This is a genomic window from Serratia sp. 25CWL12, assembly GCF_055790885.1.
Window position 1 is genome coordinate 2,953,352 of sequence record NZ_CM147698.1, and the last position, 20,044, is coordinate 2,973,395.

The 20,044-nt window shown below is 50.3% G+C and carries 26 protein-coding genes and 1 pseudogene; 4 read left to right on the forward strand and 23 right to left on the reverse strand.

Features of this window, described 5'->3' with window-relative positions:
* Nucleotides 1–34: 34 nt before the first annotated feature.
* From ACX9GV_RS12745 to ACX9GV_RS12855, 23 genes are all read right to left on the reverse strand, one after another.
* Entirely contained in the window at nt 35–649 is a 615-nt protein-coding gene (locus tag ACX9GV_RS12745) for a tail fiber assembly protein (protein WP_473195769.1), read from the reverse strand.
* Complete coding sequence (locus tag ACX9GV_RS12750) at nt 649–1,476, reverse strand: tail fiber protein (protein WP_473195770.1); 828 nt, start codon at nt 1,474–1,476, stop codon at nt 649–651. Before ACX9GV_RS12750 ends, ACX9GV_RS12745 begins: the two co-directional genes overlap by 1 nt.
* 4 nt (nt 1,477–1,480) lie before the next feature.
* A complete protein-coding gene (locus tag ACX9GV_RS12755; RefSeq protein ID WP_473195771.1) occupies nt 1,481–2,143 on the reverse strand; it encodes a DUF2612 domain-containing protein in 663 nt (220 codons plus the stop codon).
* Nucleotides 2,140–3,333 (reverse strand): baseplate J/gp47 family protein, encoded by a 1,194-nt coding sequence (locus ACX9GV_RS12760; protein WP_473198035.1) that lies wholly within the window; start codon nt 3,331–3,333, stop codon nt 2,140–2,142. The genes ACX9GV_RS12755 and ACX9GV_RS12760 overlap by 4 nt, the downstream gene beginning before the upstream one ends.
* Nucleotides 3,330–3,683, reverse strand: coding sequence for a contractile injection system sheath initiator (locus tag ACX9GV_RS12765; RefSeq protein ID WP_473195772.1), 354 nt, complete (start codon nt 3,681–3,683; stop codon nt 3,330–3,332). Before ACX9GV_RS12765 ends, ACX9GV_RS12760 begins: the two co-directional genes overlap by 4 nt.
* The gene (locus ACX9GV_RS12770; protein ID WP_473195773.1) at nt 3,680–4,438 is read right to left on the reverse strand and encodes a phage baseplate assembly protein V; all 759 of its coding nucleotides are present in this window, start codon (nt 4,436–4,438) and stop codon (nt 3,680–3,682) included. The genes ACX9GV_RS12765 and ACX9GV_RS12770 overlap by 4 nt, the downstream gene beginning before the upstream one ends.
* On the reverse strand, nt 4,435–5,532 hold the full coding sequence (locus ACX9GV_RS12775) for a hypothetical protein (RefSeq protein ID WP_473195774.1): 1,098 nt from the start codon (nt 5,530–5,532) through the stop codon (nt 4,435–4,437). The genes ACX9GV_RS12770 and ACX9GV_RS12775 overlap by 4 nt, the downstream gene beginning before the upstream one ends.
* Nucleotides 5,529–5,840, reverse strand: a complete 312-nt coding sequence (locus tag ACX9GV_RS12780; RefSeq protein WP_473195775.1) for a phage baseplate plug family protein — start codon at nt 5,838–5,840, stop codon at nt 5,529–5,531. The genes ACX9GV_RS12775 and ACX9GV_RS12780 overlap by 4 nt, the downstream gene beginning before the upstream one ends.
* A 390-nt stretch (nt 5,841–6,230) precedes the next feature.
* Entirely contained in the window at nt 6,231–6,794 is a 564-nt protein-coding gene (locus tag ACX9GV_RS12785; RefSeq protein WP_023489973.1) for a phage baseplate protein, read from the reverse strand.
* Nucleotides 6,794–8,623, reverse strand: coding sequence for a phage tail tape measure protein (locus ACX9GV_RS12790; RefSeq protein WP_473195776.1), 1,830 nt, complete (start codon nt 8,621–8,623; stop codon nt 6,794–6,796). The genes ACX9GV_RS12785 and ACX9GV_RS12790 overlap by 1 nt, the downstream gene beginning before the upstream one ends.
* Nucleotides 8,610–8,735 (reverse strand): DUF6889 family protein, encoded by a 126-nt coding sequence (locus ACX9GV_RS12795; RefSeq protein ID WP_473195777.1) that lies wholly within the window; start codon nt 8,733–8,735, stop codon nt 8,610–8,612. The genes ACX9GV_RS12790 and ACX9GV_RS12795 overlap by 14 nt, the downstream gene beginning before the upstream one ends.
* 65 nt (nt 8,736–8,800) lie before the next feature.
* Nucleotides 8,801–9,232 carry a phage tail assembly chaperone gene (locus ACX9GV_RS12800; protein ID WP_473195778.1) on the reverse strand — a complete coding sequence of 144 codons (432 nt, stop codon included), beginning with the start codon at nt 9,230–9,232 and terminating at the stop codon, nt 8,801–8,803.
* A gap of 10 nt (nt 9,233–9,242) precedes the next feature.
* Nucleotides 9,243–9,683, reverse strand: a complete 441-nt coding sequence (locus ACX9GV_RS12805) for a phage structural protein (RefSeq protein WP_473195779.1) — start codon at nt 9,681–9,683, stop codon at nt 9,243–9,245.
* 9 nt (nt 9,684–9,692) lie between these two features.
* Nucleotides 9,693–11,174, reverse strand: a complete 1,482-nt coding sequence (locus ACX9GV_RS12810; protein WP_473195780.1) for a DUF3383 domain-containing protein — start codon at nt 11,172–11,174, stop codon at nt 9,693–9,695.
* Between the two features lie 3 nt (nt 11,175–11,177).
* Nucleotides 11,178–11,726, reverse strand: coding sequence for a phage neck terminator protein (locus tag ACX9GV_RS12815; RefSeq protein ID WP_473195781.1), 549 nt, complete (start codon nt 11,724–11,726; stop codon nt 11,178–11,180).
* A 139-nt stretch (nt 11,727–11,865) separates the two neighbouring features.
* Entirely contained in the window at nt 11,866–12,102 is a 237-nt protein-coding gene (gene lysC / locus ACX9GV_RS12820) for an Rz1-like lysis system protein LysC (RefSeq protein ID WP_473198036.1), read from the reverse strand.
* Complete coding sequence (locus ACX9GV_RS12825) at nt 12,077–12,403, reverse strand: hypothetical protein (protein WP_473195782.1); 327 nt, start codon at nt 12,401–12,403, stop codon at nt 12,077–12,079. Before ACX9GV_RS12825 ends, lysC begins: the two co-directional genes overlap by 26 nt.
* Complete coding sequence (locus tag ACX9GV_RS12830) at nt 12,400–12,816, reverse strand: M15 family metallopeptidase (protein WP_473195783.1); 417 nt, start codon at nt 12,814–12,816, stop codon at nt 12,400–12,402. Before ACX9GV_RS12830 ends, ACX9GV_RS12825 begins: the two co-directional genes overlap by 4 nt.
* On the reverse strand, nt 12,806–13,099 hold the full coding sequence (locus tag ACX9GV_RS12835; RefSeq protein WP_023489982.1) for a phage holin family protein: 294 nt from the start codon (nt 13,097–13,099) through the stop codon (nt 12,806–12,808). The genes ACX9GV_RS12830 and ACX9GV_RS12835 overlap by 11 nt, the downstream gene beginning before the upstream one ends.
* Nucleotides 13,096–13,467, reverse strand: coding sequence for a putative holin (locus ACX9GV_RS12840; RefSeq protein ID WP_023489983.1), 372 nt, complete (start codon nt 13,465–13,467; stop codon nt 13,096–13,098). Before ACX9GV_RS12840 ends, ACX9GV_RS12835 begins: the two co-directional genes overlap by 4 nt.
* A 267-nt stretch (nt 13,468–13,734) precedes the next feature.
* The gene (locus tag ACX9GV_RS12845) at nt 13,735–14,259 is read right to left on the reverse strand and encodes an antiterminator Q family protein (protein ID WP_473195784.1); all 525 of its coding nucleotides are present in this window, start codon (nt 14,257–14,259) and stop codon (nt 13,735–13,737) included.
* A gap of 498 nt (nt 14,260–14,757) precedes the next feature.
* The gene (locus ACX9GV_RS12850) at nt 14,758–15,483 is read right to left on the reverse strand and encodes a replication protein P (protein ID WP_473195785.1); all 726 of its coding nucleotides are present in this window, start codon (nt 15,481–15,483) and stop codon (nt 14,758–14,760) included.
* The gene (locus ACX9GV_RS12855) at nt 15,480–16,256 is read right to left on the reverse strand and encodes a hypothetical protein (RefSeq protein WP_473195786.1); all 777 of its coding nucleotides are present in this window, start codon (nt 16,254–16,256) and stop codon (nt 15,480–15,482) included. The genes ACX9GV_RS12850 and ACX9GV_RS12855 overlap by 4 nt, the downstream gene beginning before the upstream one ends.
* Before the next feature lie 295 nt (nt 16,257–16,551).
* On the opposite strand from ACX9GV_RS12855, the pseudogene ACX9GV_RS12860 reads away from it, so the two are divergent.
* From ACX9GV_RS12860 to ACX9GV_RS12875, 4 genes and pseudogenes are all read left to right on the forward strand, one after another.
* A pseudogene (locus ACX9GV_RS12860) lies at nt 16,552–17,255 on the forward strand (XRE family transcriptional regulator).
* Between the two features lie 287 nt (nt 17,256–17,542).
* Nucleotides 17,543–17,791: a transcriptional antitermination N peptide gene (locus ACX9GV_RS12865; RefSeq protein ID WP_473195787.1), complete on the forward strand. Its 249-nt coding sequence runs from the start codon at nt 17,543–17,545 to the stop codon at nt 17,789–17,791.
* An 8-nt stretch (nt 17,792–17,799) separates the two neighbouring features.
* Nucleotides 17,800–18,117, forward strand: coding sequence for a hypothetical protein (locus ACX9GV_RS12870; RefSeq protein ID WP_473195788.1), 318 nt, complete (start codon nt 17,800–17,802; stop codon nt 18,115–18,117).
* Nucleotides 18,118–18,279: 162 nt separating this feature from the next.
* A complete protein-coding gene (locus ACX9GV_RS12875; RefSeq protein WP_473195789.1) occupies nt 18,280–19,998 on the forward strand; it encodes a thiamine pyrophosphate-dependent enzyme in 1,719 nt (572 codons plus the stop codon).
* Nucleotides 19,999–20,044: the final 46 nt, after the last annotated feature.

Here is a 20,044-nt window from a genome sequence, read left to right on the forward strand (position 1 = left end):
TTATTTTCCTTACAGGGTGCTATTGATCTGCAGTTCAAACTGGCGCTACTGGCCACGCAATATCGGGGGCGGTTTGAATATCTACCCGGCTCAGTAAGACCCGGTAGGTTTTCCAGGCCAGGAAAGCCGCAGATTCTGCTTCGGTTGCCATGCCCAGTTCTACCGCGTCTGCCAGCAGCACAATTTGTTCATTGGCAATGCGCTGGCGTTGTAGCAGTTCATTTTGCGCACTAGCCACCTCTGCAGCCTGTTGGGCTGCTTGATCAGTTACCCACTGTTGACCATTCCACTTGTCATGGGGCGTGGCTGGGGTTTGCAGGGTTAGCTCTGCTGCCAAAGGGCCCAGCGTAGTGACTTGCTCTAGCTGACCGGTTGCGGTGTGATAAACCGTTTGGCCGCGATAGTCCGCCACTATCTCCCAAGCCGTACCAGCGGTGTTACGCACTACGGCAGTGCCTTTTCCAGGCATTGGGGGCAGTTCTAAATAGCTCAGTGCAGGCAGACCTACCCCTTGCGGTAAATATTCCTCAATCGCTTGCTGATATTCCCGCTGTGTGGGTTCAATGGTGTAAATAGTTAGCCAACCAGCAGTTAGCGCTAACCCGCTATTATCCAAAACAGCCCTAGGTAATTGGTTTTGTGGGTTCATTATGCGGCTCTCACAATATAGTTAAAGGCAAGGTTTCGGGGACGGATATAGCCAGTGTAACGAGTAACGTATGTCGATCTAATATCACTCAGCATATTTGTTAATCGTCCCCATGGCACTCCTGTTGTACCCATTTTTTCATTAGTAAATTGTTCCCAACCGTCATAGGGAATATCTTGGTCACACCACCATTGATTTCCGCTGCCTGCTCCGTTATTACCAAAAAGTTGCCCGCCAATTTTCGATGCTTGCTGTGTAGACAACACAGCTCGCCCCAAATCTACCCCTCTACCATCATCCCAACCGCGAATAAACTCACCGCGCAGATCCGGCAATACGCCGGAAGAGTAAGCCTTTGCCAGTTGGGGATATTTGGTTTTATCAAAGCTGGCACCATTGCACTTCAGCCAGCCAGCGGGGGCGATAGCCGTCGGCCAAGGGACAGGTACCCCCACGGGCAGAGCCGAACCATCACCCAGGCCCAGGTTTGCCAGTGCGGCGGAAATTGCCACTGGGCCAGCGCTGTTAATTTCTGAAAAGTTATTGCTCGATTGCAAAAAACGCTTATTTAACGCAGTGGTTAAATTATTCGCCAAAGCATTGGTATCGCCATTATCCAGCACATCTTTACCACTGTTATCGGCAATAAATTGCCCCAGTGCAGCAGACATCACCGAGGATTGCCGCCAGGCGGTATTCAGCTCTTTAGATTTTGCCACCCCGGTGGAAAAACCCAGCGTTCTGGCCGCCAGAGCCTGATATTCGGCATTACTTAATACATCCGCATTGGCTGCATTAGCAAAGGGTAAAAATTCATTTTTCGCCATGTTATTATTTTCCTAATTGCATGCCCCAAGAGCCAAAATCGCCACCCGCAATAAAATCATTATCAATATCAAAACCAAATAACCGCCCAGGCTCACTGCTGATGGTATAACTCTCCACCCCCACCGTTGAGGGTTTAACGTCTAAATAACCATGGGCAATAATCGATTTCATCACTACTGAAATACCCTCACCGGTAATATAAATCGACATGGTCATGTCATAATTATCAATGGCGAAAATGCGGGTTTTTCGGTCTGGGAATATTGCTTGGTATACATCACTCAGGGTTTCGCTGGTGCCATTCCAATGGTTGGCGGCAATTTTGGCACGCAGCAGAGTGCGGTAACTATCATCATCCAGCCGCGTTAAGCCGTCAGTGTCAAATTCCCCACGCCATATCCCCTGGTTAAAGCCAATATCATCAATATTCAGGCTGAAATAGACCCCTTCAATGGGTATTTTGATGTTGCGTCCAATACCTATCCACAACCCCAGTGCATCCAATTGATTACCCACTGCACGGTCCAGATCAAAGTCCAGTACCTGTTGTTCAATGGCATTTTGAATATCAATAAACGGTTGGCTAATCAGTGAAATATGGTCAAAAAACCGTGGGTGTTGACAATGGTATGAGGTGATCAGTTGTTGATATTTGCTTTCATTCATGGCCCCACCACTATGTCGACGTTATCCGGTTGGCAAGCCACCACTGAATTGAAGTCAATCAGCAGGTTTTCCGCCGCCAATGTGTTGGCAGCGCGGCCAATCTGTAGATCGATAATGTCGTAGCTGGTACTCTCAGCCCGGCCATTGAGGTTGGCTGGCAGGTATAAGCGGGTGATAAACACCGGGTCACCAATACGGATGGTATTGATATGGTCAGCAATCGCCTGTTTGATCTGCAGCGCAATGGCCGAGTTATAGCCCGACAGTGCAGTAATGCGTACCTTAACAAACACTTCCACCTCGGTGGGGCGGAAGAAGCTGATGGGGTGCACAATGCCATAGTTGTCGGTCACAGGCAGCGTGGTGGTACCAAAGGTGCCACCGCCAGGAGTTTTCTTGATGGCAATGGTATTGGTAATCGCCGCTGCATCGCCACCATCCACCACCAGGGCAATGGAATGGGCAGGAAGACCATGATCATCGGTTTGTGCGCTGTCGTTCTCATAGCCCCGGTAACGTTCAACCCCAGGCAGGGTGGCCACCGCCCCCAAAATGCCGTCCAGCACCGTCAATGAAGGCAGCGCTACCGACTGGCTCTGGCGTAACCGTAATTGAGCATCACTTTCCACCGGTTGCCCGGCGGTAGCGGCTGCCGGGTTGGTCACCGCTTGCCAGCCACGGGTTGGCGTGGCAATGGTAGTAATGGTGCCCGCCAGGGCTACCACCGCCCCTTCAATCTGACAGGTAGCGGTGACCATCACGGTACCATTGTTGCCAATAGTCACCGTGGTGGGCAGTGACCAGCTGATGTTGTTATCATCCCGTATGATGCCATTGGTGATTTGCGTTCCCACCTGGCCGGTAATCAACACATCCGCGGTGGAACTGCTGGCGCTGGTAACCGCAATACCGTTAATTTTCACATTGGAAGCCAAGGCACCGCGCTGGGCGGTGGCTGGGCTGAAGGAGTTATACACCGCGATGGCGGTGTTGTTGGCATCGTGAATGCCCAGTGCGTAAATAGCCAGCATCTGGCCATCTTTGCTGTCTGGTTCCAGATAGACATCTTCACCATAAATCTGGCGGAAATAATCGCTCAAAGTGTCGATGATGGTCTGGTAATCAGGCGCAGTAATGCCGCTCGCGGTCACCGTGGCCGCAAGCCCGAGTGTTTTAAGATTTAACATTATGCCTCGCTGGTGACTGTAGTTTCGCCGTACAGCGTATTGATGGTGGCGGTAAAGGTGACCTGACGCGTTTCGCCATTCTGTTGAGTGTTAAACGTCTGGATCTCCGTGACCCCAGGTGTGGCGAGGATACGTTCACGTACCACCATGTTATAAGCCATTGACTGATGTTTGCCGAGTATCGCCTCACGGTAGGGAGTCCCCGCCGCCAAATCCAGAAACCATTCCCCCTGCCATAAGGCAAAACGCGTTTTTAGTGCCTGGGCTACGGTTACCGGGCTGTTGGTCAGAAAGGTGTTATCCCCCTGGCCAAAGGTGTAATCCCCATTGGTCTCTTCTCTACGGTATCTCATTGTGGTTTACCTGTGTTGCCACCGCCGGTCTGTACGCCGCCGTGGGTGTGGTTGACCAGGCTCTTGCCGCTGGCAGTAACATCGTTGGTGACTTTTATCGGCCCCAACATGGTGGCACTGCCGCCGCTACTGCCCATCCCTTGTGACAGGTTGCCATTGATGGTGACATTGCCATTGAGCACAATTTGCGGCGAGGTGATTTCTGTCCCGCCTTGGGCGCTAGCGGTCAATTTGCCGGGAGTGGTGACGGTAACGGCATGGCTGCCGGGTTCCAACTCAATAAACGCCGCACCATCGTCACTGCGTAGTTGTGCGCTACGGGTGCTGATGCCACTGAGTTTATAGCGCTGTGATTGTGGGCCAGGGATAACAAATGCGTCCGAAAGATCATGCATTCGTTGATCCACCCGTTCCTGCGTGCCGCCGTTTTGCCACCAGAAATCGATACAGCGGTCAGCAAACACCACCAGGCACTCATCCCCCGCTTTAATCGGGAAGGTGAGCGTCACCCCACCACCACGGGGGAAGACCACCGGTAAATCCAGCAATAAAGGGTAATCGACCGACTTCATTTTGCGCCCTTGCTGCTCGCTATCCGGCATCACGGTTTTAATACCCAGTGAAACCACGCAGGTGACAGATTCCGGGTCAAAGGATTTAATGGTGCCTGGGGCGGCGGTGCGGGTGCGGGCAATCACCTCTTGTTGTATGCGTTGATAAATATCCTGTTCATCGATAGGTCGAGTGGTTCTCATTTGCCCCCCTGTGATTGAGTTGATACTGGTGCATGAGCGTCACAAACCAGGTCCATATACCAGTTTTGATCTCGGGTATCCCCCAAATAAGTAATACTGCGAACAATATAGAGACCATCGGAAGAGAGACGGGCTGGTGCTGGTTTGCTTTCCGCTGGTTGGCTCGGCGCTGATTTACCGGCAGCTGGTTTACCGCTAGAGGGTTTAGCTGCAGCTTGACTCTGCTCGGCAATAGCGGCATCCGGTGTTGAGCTCTTTAAGCTCTCGGCATCCACCTCAATCAAGCCATTGAGTTTGATATTGGGGTTAATCAGGCAACGCACATTGATGCCAACCTCAGAAGAACTACTCCCCCCACTGCCGGCGGTCTTTTGCGGCTGAACCATCAGGCCACTGCCCGCATTAAGTGTAATCGCCTGATGGGCGCTCATCTCTTTGGTGTAGATATCAAGCCGATCACCGACAAACTGCCATATCGCCCCACCGGGGAACTGTTTAACCATTTCGGTGAGATAATCTCTGACAAAACCATGAAACACTTTGCCCCGGGGGAATACAGTGGTGGGGAAGGTGGGCAGCATCCCCGCCACCATGCCATAGGGTTTAAGTGCCTCCAGCAACAGATCATAAACATTTTTCAGCGTATAGCCTTTGGCCAGCGGGGTTTTGATAAACGCTTTATTATAGGCATCAAAACCGTCACTAGCCTGGATCACCAGCCAGCTATCGGTCACTGCCGTTTTCCCGGTGGCGGTGAAGCGGATGTCGCCACTAAACAGCAAACCAAAGTTCATATCATCATGTTGGCCCACCTGATCATCAGAGATGACTTTTACCTTGCCCACATCACTGGCAGCAACATCGGGGGCAATACCGTCATATCCGGCGATAATTTTCATTTTAGAAAACTGACGGCCAATAATTTTATTTTGTGTCTCTGTGGACAGATTATAAATAGTGACGGTGGCAACACTGGGGCTTGAGGCACTTTTCCATTCTATTTTAAAGGTCACTTTGAATTCACTGAGAAGTATGCCATTACCGTTATTATCGGTTAAGACCAATTCAAAGTGGCGCATCCAGTTTCGGCTCATGGCGACTCCGGAATAAAATAAAGGTGACTCGCCAAACCCAGGTTGGTTTTACTGGGGTATTGTTCTGCCGTATTTTCAACCGCCACCACTAACGCCCCTTTAATGCCCAGATGTTTATATTGTGCCAGCAGGTCGACCCCCGGCACTAAGGGTGCGCCAGAAATTAATACCTCATCAGCACTATTCATCAAATCCATCACCCAACCCGCCGCATCACGCCAAATAATACACATATTCAGTAATTGCCCCGCTAGGGTAATACTAAAAAGCTGATTATTAGGCGTCAGGGGGATTTCCTGTAGATTCATTATTATTTCCTCACTTGGGTATACGCCAATTTACGGTTTAAAACCGACATGCCATCAGACAAAAATATTGTCAAAGTGAACACAGTAGTTGACGCCATTGAAGGCGCCGAACGGAGACACGAAGCATAGGCAAAAACGCCAAGGATGGCGTTTTTAGGCGAGACAGACAGGGAGGTCTGTAGCAGCCGGCCGTTATGTGCCACAGCGTAGTGAAAGCAGTCGCGCAGCGACCGCCTGAGTTGGCGAAGGCGCGGGTTATCAGGGGCCACGCCTTTGGCCCCTGATTCGGTCGCAGGCACAACAAATTCATGGGATAAAAAACGTTAGGTGGCCGAAACCTGCCACGGTAAGGACAAATAACTAGGGTTGCCTTACTGCGGCTTAAACCACTTAACCTTGAGGAGATATCGCTCTACTCACCGGTACCGGGGATTTGGTACCGGCATTCTGCACCCCGGCGGTACTCACCCCGTTGGACATATTGGCTTTATCTGTCACCTTTTGTGTTTCAGTGATAATCACCTGCTGTAATACCAGCTTGCAACTAAGCACATTTTCTGTGCTCGCATTGGTGGTTACGTCCATAGACTTGATCAGCATATTTTTGTATTGCCGCTTGCCAGTGATCACATCTAACGGAGTACGACTCTGTTGCTGATCCTGCAGTTTCTGGTAAACCACTTGCGGGCTTTCACCCAATGACAACCCGGTGTCGATATCAAAAATCTTGGTGGTATCAACCCCATCTAACAACGAGCCTCCGCCAGCAAAACCCAATTCCATCGTCACACTGGCTGGCAGCATATAAGCATGGTCACTAATGGGGGCTCCATTTTCTACCGGATGTTGAGTGATTTGTAGGGTGTCACTATGTGCCTCTGAAATCACTACCGTTGGCACAATAATACCGATGCGCCGTCGGGACTGGGGAAACGAGAAAGCGAGAATATCCATCAGCAGTACCCCTCATCTGTGGTCAGTTGCTCATAAAGACGAGCATTGAGATTAAATTGGCCGTCAAGCACTGCCATCCCGGTTAAGGTCGGTTCAACAGCCCCATTAATAGTAATCACCGTATTTTGATTCAGTGTATTGCCACCCTTTGCCACATTGCCTGATAACCCCATAGCGGGGCTATAGAGCGTAGGGGAATAATTACTGGTTGTTGGCGGTAAGCTATTAATCATCCGCTGTGGATCAGACATTAATATCTTATCCGCTATGGGAGAATCTGGTGAAATAAAGCCTAATAGATTAGGTAATGACCAGTTATCAGGCAATTTTTTTGCTGACCCACCCATCCATTTAGGAAGATACTCATTAACTTTGTCATTGGCTGCAAAATAAAGGCTTTTAACACCTTGCCCGACTGGGCTTTCAATCGCTATATTTGCGGCTTCTTTCAGCGATTCTCCCGCCCCAGCAAAATCACGATTAACCAGTTTACGTAATGCATCCACCAGCGCACCAACAAACTTGATACTACTACGCACACTTTCGATAATCTGGTCAAACAGCCGTTTGCCGTCGAATTTTGAGAAATCGATTGTAATAAAATCGAACCATTCTTTGGCTGTATCACCAATAATAGTACCTAGCTGGCTTATTTCTTCACCGAAACTTGAAGTATCTATGTCTAGCCATTGCTTGGCGGCATCGCCAATAGCACTACCGAGTTGCGTTATTTTGCCCCACAATTCACCAAAATCCGCCCCCAAGCTGCCGATAGCCTCCCTGACATACTCAAAAGCCTGAACAATGGGTGCCCAGTCAAACAGACTCTCCCCACCCGCCTTCCAGGTTTGGAAATCGTCATACAGCGCCATCAGCGCGGTCGCCACCGCTAAAATGATGCCCAGTGGCGAAGTCATAAAGGCGCTACCCAACACACGCCAGGCCGTCAGAATGGCACCAAACACACCAATCACGGTTTGCGAGCTACTATCTAGGCTATCCCACCACTTAATCACTTCGCTAATACCGACAAAAGCGTAATAGGCCAATTTACCCAGCTTTTCACCCACCCAGGTAGCAGCGCGCCCAACACCACTAATAAACGTTTCCAGCCGAGGGCCATCAGACATAATACGTTCAAATAACTGGTTCAGTGGGCCGCTCATACCACCTGCAATTTCACTGCCTATCTTGTTACTCACCATGTCAGACAAGGTGCTTAATCTGCGCACTGAGGTCATATAGGCGTTGGACTGTTGTGCCGCTTTTTCCGCATTCAGCCCAGTGACAGCCAGCATCTGGCTATATTCTTCCATAGGCTGGCGCATGCTTTGCAGCGCGTGTTGATCAACACCTATCTGTTGCGCCAATGAACTGGCTTGACCTGCTGGCATTTGCGCCATACGGTCACCGAGATCCATCAAAATGGCCTGATTATCTCGTTGTTGACCCTTGTCATCACGGGTCTTCACCCCGATGCCATTAAGTATCTGTTCTGCTTTAGGGTTGTTTTCCATAAACCCCGCCAAGCTATTCAGTGAATTAAGTGCCTCGGCGGCATCAGCCCCGGTTTGTTCCGCAGCATAACCCAGTGCCAGGATCCCGCTGGCACTGCTTCCGACACGCTTGGCGCTGAAGTAGACTTTATCGAACTCTTCGGCCACCTGGGTGGTAAAAGTCACCACCTTGCCCGTGGTCTCTGCCAGTGTAGAGGCCACGCTCAACAGGCTGGATGCCATGCCTGCCAATCGGGTAGAAAGTTTCATCTCACTGGCGCTATCATTATCATCTGAGACTTGGGGGTTGGTTCTTGTTCTAGCGTTGCTCATTATCCCGCCTCCATTTCTCGATGCGGTGTTCATTTGCTATTTTTACATCGAGATAATCATTCATCAGGGCGATATCGAAGAGATCCAGCGATCCCCCCTTTAGTTCAGCCATTGAGCACATTCCAGCCTCAACCGGGCGCAGAAGATAATCTTCCCCGCCCGGTAAAGACTCCAGCATTAAGCCGCTGGAGCTGCTTCCTGTGCTTGTTTCTCTTGGAGACCGCCCCAGAAATTTCCCAATGAATCACCCACCACGCGGGCGACAATCTGCAGCATGCTCATCAGGTCAATATCATCAAACATCAGTTGCCCGTTGTTGAATATCGCCACGTAATTACTCCCCTGCTGGCGCAGTACCACCGACAGGCAAGGGTGAATAATCGCATTGCTGTCCTCGTCACTCAGATCCGCCAGGGTCTGGGCAATGGCTGGGAACGCGGTTTTGAAGGCGTCATCAAGGGTGATCTGCCCGCTTTTCAATTGCTTGAGTACCTTAAGCTCCCCCAGTAACCCGGAAAGAACCGGCAACAGTTTGCGCGAGACCCGCAATTGATCGAACACATTCAGTTTATTGGCCCGGTATTGCTGGCCATTAATTTCAAACTCCATTCACGCCCCCTTAAAAGGTGCCAAGTAGTTGGTCAACTTTACCCGCTTCAAAAACCCAATCGACCGTGCCGCCAGTGGCACCATTCTTCCAATTGGGCTGCTGCTGGAAAGCCACGGCGCGCGCCACACAAACATCGTTACTGGCGCTATTACGCAACACAATCACGTTTTTGCCCCAGGCCGCTGAAGAGAGTGATTGCGCGTTATACATCGCGCTCAACTTGGCATTCACCGGGCTGGTTTTAAGCAGGCTGACCGTCACCTTGCCATTTTTACCCGGGTGCATGCTGTGCATGACTTCGCCATCCGCACCCAAGACCATGGTATTTTTCGCCGCAGCCATCTCTACGGTGATCCCCTCTTCGCCGTTGCCTGAGCCACTACCCAGATCAAACGCACCACTTGGCCCCACAATAGAAGCTGAGAAATCCAAAAAACTGTAAGTAGACATGTTTTACCCTTATCGGTTTACATTGATGATAACGTCAGCGAAGTGCACAGCCCCGGCCAACTTGATTGCACACTGGATCACCGGTGCTTTACGTGCTTCACGATCTGCCTGAGCCTGACTGGCAACCGGTGGTGCATAGGTGTAGTAACCGGTGGTCAAGGTGTCGCCGCTCTTCAATTGCCCTACAGGATCGCCATTCCACACCCCAGGAGCGATCAGGCCGTTGGTCACACCCTGCTCCAGCGAACCCGTCACACTGGCCAACAGACGGGTAATGCCCTGATCGGTCTGTGGCACTTTGCTGGTGCTGGTATAGAGCATGTTATAAAGGTTGTTCTGCACGTAGTTCTGCAGCCAATCCAGGCCGTGACGCTCATCAAAGAAGTCACCGTTACACATTAGTCCCTCTTGAATAATGGCCGTGCCATTATCGTAGTTGACGAATACGTTACAGTTTTTCGCGGCCAATGTGTTGGCTTGCGTCTGAGTCAGTGTTTCCGCTGCAATACCAGGTTGTTGCTTAAACTTCAGGGTGATGGTGGTGTTGTTACCGAGGAAATTGACAGTGAACGCACGACCAAAAATGGATGCTGTTGCATATGGGTTTACACTGGAATACTGGGTGAAGGTACGCCCATACTTCGCCGCCTTTAGCCTGCTGGCGATATCCGCCGTGTTGTCCAAGTCAAGGACGCTAGTATTTTGGATCGTGTGTCCATAGATGCGGGAAATATGATCAGATTGAATAAAAGCCGCAATACTGAGCACGTCATCATCAATCAGTGACGTGTCAGCAATTTGCAGCCCGTACCAGCCCGTGGACATATCCGCCAAGCTGAAAATACACGACTGAATATTCTCTGCCGCTGAACGTGCGACAGCCATTGCGCCATCAGCCTGTGTTGATTTCATCATCACTGAAATGTCAGTGCCCGTAGTGTTGGCAGAGCCATAACCCACTGCGGAGGTTGACCCGGTGGTTTTAGACGTCACAAAGAAACGGCTATTGGTCGCGTCCCATGTCACCGTTGCTGTGGTTAATTTATCTGTGATCCGCGCCGCTACTCCATTGAGATTGGTCTCGGCTGAGAAGTTCATCGCAGTGAGCGTCTTTGCGACACCATCAATGGTGATTTTCATCGACCCGTCAGTGACCGTAGCCCAGGTGCTGATCGCCATTTGTGCCGGTGTCAAAATCCCACAACGCAACAATGCGGCCTGATCTGTCTTGATCCACCGCCCAATAAACAGCGTTTTTGGCTGGGGCATTTGCTGATAATACATTTGTGCAGCCTGGTACTCAGGCGTTTCCATACCAAAATCTGCGCCGACTTGGGTAATGCTCGTGTAGCTGCGCATACGCTGACTACCGTCGATTACCGGAGAACCGCCAACAATCAGCAACGCCCCGAAGTTTCTCCCCTGCGCCGCGCGTAAGGCCATATTCACCGTAACAGATACGATGTTAGATACAGGTAAACCCTGTGACATAAGTTATTCTCCGAAGAAATTTACTGGTGCTGCCACCAGCGATTGGATGCCATATTCGCGAATCACTTTGCGAGATAGGCGGACAGTGATGTCGTGGCGACGAACCCATTGCTCATTAATACATTCTGGGCTCGGGGTAATGTCGCCAACGCTGTGTAACGACAAGCCAACAGTTTTTAACTGCTCGTTGTTTTGGTTTAGCGTCACGCCATCACGAAATTGCGCCGCAATACGTTGACTGCCTGGGCCGTAAAAGCTGACCAGGCACTCAATGGTTTCATGCCGCCAGAGTTCGGCACTGGCCGCTTGCTGGGTTTCGAACACCGTATCGGTGTCCCCCTGCAGCAGCGAGATACCAAATTCACACCCATTACCCGCCGCAAAAGATAATTGAGGTGGAATGGGTGCCCAGCGGGGGTGAACCGCCCCTTCAGGCAAGCCGGAAACGCCGACGATCCAGTAGCGAAGTAACTGCTCCAGTTCCTCGTCATATTCCGGCCCGGACGCAATAGGTGTTAAATAGCCAGTGTGGTTGCTCGTGTTATCGCTCAATAGACCTCCCTATGGCGGTAATGTGGATAAACCCGGCCGACGGTTGCTAGGCATAGCCGCCCGCCGCCGGTGTTCAAGCCCGGTGATATCTCGTTTGGGTAGGGTGATTGGTTACAAAGTGGCTCTAAATAACGGCGCGTTAAGCCCTAAACGGCAAGGGGTGCGCAGAACGCCACAAATTCAGCACATCAATGCGATAGGCACAGAGTTCCAGCGCGGTTTGTAGCTGCAGCGCATAACTGCCAATATCCCCCCAGGTCGTGCCTTGCAATGCGGGCTTTTCACAGGGAGTAAAGACGGTTTCCGGCGGCATCAGTACCACCGGCTGCGGTACCGGGGGGAGCGGCGCTTTACTGCAAGAGCTCAATAAAAGCACCAGGGGCAGCAGTAACAGCGCACTGATCGTTTTTAGTTGCATCACGGTACCTCCTTTGGTTGTCGCTGGCCTGTTGCCGCAGTTGCTGCTCTTTCTGCTGCTGCGCGGCGAGCAAAGCGCGATTTTGCGCATCTTGCGTTTGCAAAGTGCCAATTAGGGCGGCTTGTTGTGCCAGTGACTTGCTCTGCTCTGCCAACAATTCCTTGGCCGTATCCAGGCGGCTGGAAAGAATGGTGCTGTACCAACCCAGGCAGATGGCCACCAGCAACGCGCCGATCAGGCCGTATTGCCCTATCTTCATGGGTACTCCTGGCGGTGCAGTTCAAAATGTGGGCCATCGTAGAACTTCTCATCATTGCTACGGCCGTTTTCATTCCAGTCACCGCCCCAACGAATCCTGACACCGAGCTCTTTTGCCGCCTGGAACATGGCATCAGACACCGCCTTGAATTTACTTTGGTCATTCCAGGGAATGGCGCTATTCACCAGTGGGGCGCAATCAACAGCATGGCCCGTAATGTGCCGACTATTGAGCGTTTGACTGGCACCATTGCGTACTAGCTGGCGCTGGCGTTCCTCGCTGCGGACCCCCTCAATCACTCTGAAGTCCACCGAAGTCAGTTCAATAGCGCGGCGTACTACGGCAACCAATTCCGGCCTAACTCCACGTAAGTTGGTTTCACTCACTTTTCCTAAAATAAATTTACTGGCCATTTTTCGTTCTCAGTCCGTTAAAAAGCTGCGCTAAATTGCCCCGCACCACAAAAACTGCGATGCAAAGTATCGAATTAATCACCGTTTCAGAGATGTCATGAGCGGGGTAATCCCCCATCAGTGCGCGGATCGGCACTGAGCCGGCCGCCACGATAAGCAGGTAGGCGGCGAAGGAGATAAAAGGTTTATGTGCTGAACCACTGCGACTGTAGAGCACCAATCTGAGCGCCAGTAGGCCGCAAGCAATGGAGTTGATAATCAGTAACAGTTGGTCGGCGTTCATTTGGGCCCCCTTAGACGATCAATCAAACCCGTCGGGTTACCCGCTTGATTGCTGATAAACATCAGTAAGCGGACCGCTACGGCTGATGCGACAATCGCCCCTAACGGCCTGGCGGCCATAACGCTTTCGGGAGTGATTGAGGTAATAATCGAGGCGACAAAATCGGCCCCGAGGATGCCTGCAATCATCGAGACCACAAATAGCAACCCCTTGATACGCCAAGTTAAATCTGTTGCTGACACCACAAAAAGCACTGAACCGGCAAAGGCACCGACCATCGCCCCAGCATCAATACCTGATAGCAGCCCGATAAAAGTGACACTGGTGACGGCTGCTGTCGCCGCACCGGTGCTAATCGGCTCTGACATAATGATCTCCTGTTGTTCGCTTCGCTCAGCGAACGCCGGGCGATAGAAATAAAAAAGGCCCACCGAAGTGAGCCTGAAGTTGTATTGCAATTTTTATTAGTGCACGAAAATATCCTGCCGCTTATGGATAACTTCGCGCTTTGTCATCCCCACGCTTATTCTCAAGACCGTCTCTCTAGGTGCGGCTTGAATAAGAATGGGGATCTGCGGGACAAAAAAAAGCTGCCGATGCGACTGGGTTGTCACTAACGGCAGCTTATGTGGTAATCATACCCTCGTGGCTAATGCCTTGTCAAGCCACTTGTCAGCAATATGTGAAACTTTAGCGGCACGTTTACGACCGATAAAGGCATTTTGCAGTGGTTGGTAGAGAATAAACAGGCTGGCACTCAGGATCTGATCCACTTCATTGCGGCAGGTGCCAAATGACGGTTTGCGCCACTCTTCCCCTAAACGTCCGTTGAATTTGCGCGGTTTTGCTGTCTGATGATAGTAGGTGGCAATGGCTCGCTTGGATGAGCCATGGGCGTAATAACTCAGCAGGATGCCAAACGCTTTTTTATCAATCGACATCACTGAATCCACCACCTGGGAAATCAACATCCCGTCGTCGTCATTGCACTTCGGCCTGGCTCGGTATCCTGAGGGTTCCACGCTCTCCATATAGCGGGCGATCACATTACTTTGACGCTTTTCCAACCGCCCAGAATAGACCCACGCCCCCCAGAGCTCCAGCCAACCATTAAGCCAATTATGTTGTTCTGTTGTCAGGCTCAATTCTTTAACTGCCATAGGATCTCCCCCATTTTGTAATGTTATTTTTGAATGTTGCTGTTTTTGTTCTGTGATAGGTGCCGCCGGGCACGGTAGATATCGCGGGTGTGCTATAGCGGCAAAGTCGGGTAAAAAATGGATGCGGATTCTGTTAGCGCCATATCCGGTTGATCATCGAGCGAGGTGTGGGTTTGAGATAACGCTGCTCATGCAGTTGTACGATCACATCCCACAATTTAGGGTCGGCATTTAAGGTTCTTTCTGCCTGTGCCCCCGTACGACGATAAGTTTCAAGCAGTTAGATCGATTCTTCGGTAGTGACTGCTTGGTGAATAAAGCTGGTTTTCATAGTTACACCTGTTATTTTCTGTTTTTTTGTTTCCTCTTCTGATGGTTCACTCCCCGTGTTAAGCCCTCTGGCAGTGATGCCAGATAATCAATGGGTGACCTCTCCAGCAGGTGCAGAGAAGGCGGTTGGGGTTATGACCAAAGAGGGATTGGGATTGAGCCAAGCACTTATCGCTTGGATGAACCCGAAGAGAGATTGAATTTTTTGCGTAATGCCGCGATGTACTGCAACCCCTGTTCATTGCTGACCTGGGTGTGTATCCGGGTGATCATGGCCGCAGGAGCCGGGAGATCTTCACCCGCTTCAAGGCGCTGGATCATGGCTGCCAACACTTTAGTGCAATGCTTGCGTAGCTCGGACTCTGTCAGCCTGAGAGCACGCATCTCTGAATAGAGTTGGGTGACCATCAGCCAGCAGGCGTTGCTTTGCCAAGAATAGCTTTGCCAGGGATAGTGCTCAGCACTTTGGTAGTAACCGCGTTCGGCGCTGTATTTCATTACCATGTCATACAGTTCGTGCTCATCAGGCAAGCCAAACAGGCGGCTGGCCCCCTGTTGGCACCAGGCAATAAATTGCCCCGGTGATGGCCAGAATGGCGATTCACAGGCTCTGGCATGTTGCATTCCGGCAGAAAGCTGTTCACGACGGTGAATACCATTTTCAGCAAAAGCGGCAATCCACTGTTTTTTGGCTGCCGATTCATCCGCTTCGCTACGCAAGTTGGTTTGGCGGGCCGCCGGGAACACCTGTTTAAGTTGTTTAAATAGCGTATCAACCAGTTTTTCTGCATCCGGGTTGACGATACTCTGCACATTGGCGGGCTTTTGCCGATAGATTTCGGCCAGTGTCAGCGCATCACGTTTAGCGATGGCCGTCCTGAGTCGATGGGTCATAAGAATTCCTCCCATGATTCTTTGCTGTTCCAGTGGGGCACCGGCTCAGCATTCACCACCTGCTTGGCTCTTCCCCGCTGTTTTAACTGTTTGTTCTGGTAACTGAGTTTTTGGCTGGCGGTGATAAACCAGTTTTTGGGCTTCTGATGGCTGAATTCGATATCCAGTTTTTGCAGTTCGTAATTCAGATCGATCAACGGGTAGAGTTGCGCCCAGGCATTGAAGTCTTTGTGGTTGAGCCGGATCACCTGGCCTTCAAAGGCATAGCGCCCAGAGATGGGGTGAACTATTGCCTCGGTAGGTAAATTCATGGCCTCCACAGGGAAATCTGGCTCACAGCAGGCAACACCTGCAGGCTGGGAATGATAATTAATATCTTGATCCTCTCCCTTCCCTTCCGGATCCTTTCCGCCAGTGAAGGCTCCATGATCACTCACTGAGTGCTCAGTAAGTCGTGGCCTGGGGATGGTAGTTTTTGATGGTCGGTTTATTTTCTGATGTTTATTAAACCCCTTAATATTCAGATAGCTCACCTCACTCACTGAGTACTCAGTGAGCAGCCCGTGAGTCATCAGTTCTGCTATCAGCGGTTCGCAATCCATACTGTCCGCAGGAAAGATCTGCATTTTGATCCGCTTTGGCGAATTGACCAGATTGCCGTTATCGTCAGCAAAATTAAACATGCCAATAAACAGCAGCCTCGCCGCTATTGAGCATTCCGCGACCTTTTCGTCAGTCCAAAGCTCAGGTTTAACCGTGCGTATTCTTGCCATGGCAACTCCAATAATTTCTTGTTACTCGCCGTTATTTACGCAGTAGTGGTATTGGTAACGAGCCCCGGTAAACGCAACGCCGGGGACTTGCTTGGTTATCGCCAACCGGCAGGCTGCACGGCGGCGATAGTTCCCCAGACCTTCCAGGGAGAGAGCCAGATATGTTAAAGAGCGAGGTGATAAGTTTGTTTATACAAATTCATAAACAATATAGTTTGTTTATTATTGTTAAAAAATTTTGTTTGTCAAATACCATTTTTCTGGTAAAAATCAGATCTAACAATCTGAGGGTCTTATGGGCATCGCTGAAAGAGTTAAATCAAGAAGGGCTGAGCTTGGCCTGACGCAGGCAGAACTTGCTGTGCGCGCCAAAACATCACAACAAGCCATACAACAACTTGAAGGGGGGAGACACAACGGCCACGTTATCTCCCTGAACTTTCTGTGGCTTTAGGGTGCAGCGTAAAATGGCTTCTGACCGGCGATGAAGATAAACCACCGGCTTATCATCCCAACTCGACGATCCCCCCTGAGCATGAGTGGGCTGGCGTCACCACGTGGGATGATGACACGCCGCTAGATGATGATGAGGTTTATATCCCCTACTATAAAAATATAGAGCTGGCGGCAGGATATGGCTGTTCAACCAACGAAGACCATAACGGATTTAAGCTCAGATTTTCAAAGTCCACACTGCGGCGATATGGCGCAGAGCCCGCAAATGTCATTAGTTTTTCGGTACATGGCGATAGTATGGCCCCGGTGATCCCCAATAAATCTACCGTCACGGTGGATAAAGGGCACACAGGCATCACTGATGGCGGCATTTATGCCATTGAACAAGATGAGCTTTTCCGGATGAAAATGCTCTATCGCCTGCCCGGGCGCCGAATCAGCCTGCGTAGCTACAACAAAGAAGACTATCCCGATGAAGAAACCGACCTGGATAACATCAAAATTATCGGGCGGGTGATCAACTGGTCGGTGATGGCCTGGTAGTTTGCACCAAGTTTGGGTATCCCCATGCCCAAACTTATCTCCTCTGAAATCAATATAATCAATTGATTTAAAAAAGAAACCAGCCCCCCCATCAAGTAACACCATGACTTTAGCCCCTTCCCCCACCTGCCATCTCAAGAAATAAACCCCTTTAAAAACAAAAAAATACCACAAATTACTTATTTATATACAAATTAATTTGTTTACTCGTGAACAATATTTCTTGTATTATTTATCGAAATCACTAACAAAGCATACAAGTTACAAGATTTATCACTGGAGGCACAATGACCACCATCATCGTTAAGCCAGCAACAGAGAATGCCAAGTCGCGCAAATACCAAAAAACCAAGGCGTTCTTCGCCAAGAAAGACGCAGACCGAGCGTTGGCAAGGAAAATTAACCAAGCCTGGGCAAAGTTGACTCGCACCGAGTTACCACAGCGGAAGGAAGAATACAGCGGATCTTGCTGCTTACCCGAAGTCGCCAAGTTTGCTGCGGGTTACCGTCAATCTGTCAATATAACAGCTCAATAGGGGGCCCTATGAGCAATTACCAACGTATGATCGACCAGACGCTGGAACAGTATGAATCTATGTTGGAAAAATCCCCCGATGAGCAAAACCTGATTGGCGACCAGGTGGATCGGGAGATGAAAGGGCTGAAACTTCACGGCTTGCGTCATGCCGCCAGCGCTCTATTCCCCTGTGTCGATCAAAAACAGCTTGCTGCCGTGATGGATTCAGCCTGGATGGATGAACGCTTGTATGACGCTCAGTATGAAATTGTACAACGGATGGTGATGCTGGAACGCGCCATGCTGTTATCACAAGAGGAGTATCACCTGCGCGGCGCCGCCTGAGTGACAAACAATATAAATGAGTGCATGGTGGTCAGGCGATGCAATTTATCGTCTACACTGAAAAATCGACCATAATGGTCACCATTCGCAGAAACTAAGTTGCTATACCACTCTTAATACTCAAACCCGCTGCATGTTCGCTTAAATATAGGGATGCTCGAGATGACGACAAAGAAAGTTGCTGAAATTATTGTTGAAGTGCTTGAAGAAACTGGAGTCAAACACTGTTATGGCATAGTGGGTGATACACTCAATTATGTGACTGATGCCCTTTCACGCAGCACTATCGAATGGGTACATGTGCGGCATGAAGAGGCCGCTGCATTTGCTGCTGGGGCTGAATCTTATATCAGTGGCAGACTCACCGCTTGTGCTGGCTCTTGCGGACCAGGTAGCCTGCATTTTATCAATGGCATTTTTGAGGCCCAACGCAACAAAGCCCCGATGGTGCTAATCGCCAGTCAAATTGTTACAGAACAAATAGGTTTCGAGTTCCCACAGGAAGTGAACTTCAGCTCGGTCTATCAATCTTGTTCGGTATTTTGTGAAACCATCATCAACCCGGCATCCGCTAGGCGGATCATGACACAAGCTTGCCAAGCAGCGCTCAACAAGCGTGGTGTTGCTATTGTGGTGTTACCTGCAGATATCAGCCAGGCTGTTATCAAAGAAGAGTTGCACTATTCAGTGCATCACCCGAATCCAGTATTGTTACCTGCCGCTAATGAATTACAAAAAATTGCGGATCTACTTAATCAAGGTAAAAAAATAGGTATTTACGCCGGAGCGGGCTGTGAAGGTGCTCATGACCTATTAATTAGCCTGGCTAAAACGCTTAACGCCCCCATCGCGCATACCTCCCGTGCCAAAGATTTCGTTGAATATGACAACCCATTCAATATGGGCATGACCGGAATGTTAGGGGTCAAGTCCGGCTTTAACATGATGAATAGCTGTGAAACCCTGCTGTTACTGGGGGCTGATTTTGCCTGGTCGCAGTTTTATCCTGCCAATGCCAAGATAATCCAGGTAGATCATGACGGTTGCCACCTCGGCCGTCGGCACCCGGTTGATGTTGCCGTCGTTGGGGATATCGTGCCGACCTTGTCAGCACTGTTACCACTGCTGAAGCAAAATACCGATGACAAGTTTCTGCAAGAATGTTTGAAACATCGTCAAAGTGCGTTAGAAAGCCGGCAAAAGGAAGAAAGCGCCGGTAAAGGCCCACTGATCCATCCGCAACATCTGGTGCACCTGATCGACAAATACGCTGATGAAGATGCACTGTTCACTGCCGATGGGGGTTCTGCCATGGTGTGGTTGTTACGCCATATTCACAGTAATGGCCAGCGGCGCACATTGACCAGTTTGTTACACGGCACCATGGCAAATGCCATGCCGCAGGCGCTGGGTTTGCAAAAAGCCTACCCTGGCCGTCAAGTGATCTCGCTTTCCGGTGATGGTGGGCTCAGTATGCTGATGGGCGATCTACTCACCGCGATACAGGAAAAACTGCCGATAAAAATCGTGGTCATCAATAATGGTTCCCTCAACTTTGTTGAACTGGAACAGAAAACAGACGGGCTATTAAATAATTACACTGACCTTCAGAACCCGAATTTTGCCAAAGTGGCTGAAGCGATTGGTTTTTATGGCCAGCAAGTGACCCAGTTGTCAGAGTTGGAATCGGCCGTGCAAGCGTTTCTCGCTCACACGGGCCCCGCATTATTGGATGTCCATACCAACCCCATGGAATTGGTCATGCCACCGACCATTGAAATCGGTCAAGCGGCAGGTATGGTGCTGTATGCCGCCAAGGCGACACTTCATGGGCGGATAAAAGATGTTGAGGAATTGGTGGTTAATAACCTGTTTAAATAATCCCTGCCAATATCATTAAAACTCAAGGGGCGAATCAGGCCCCTTG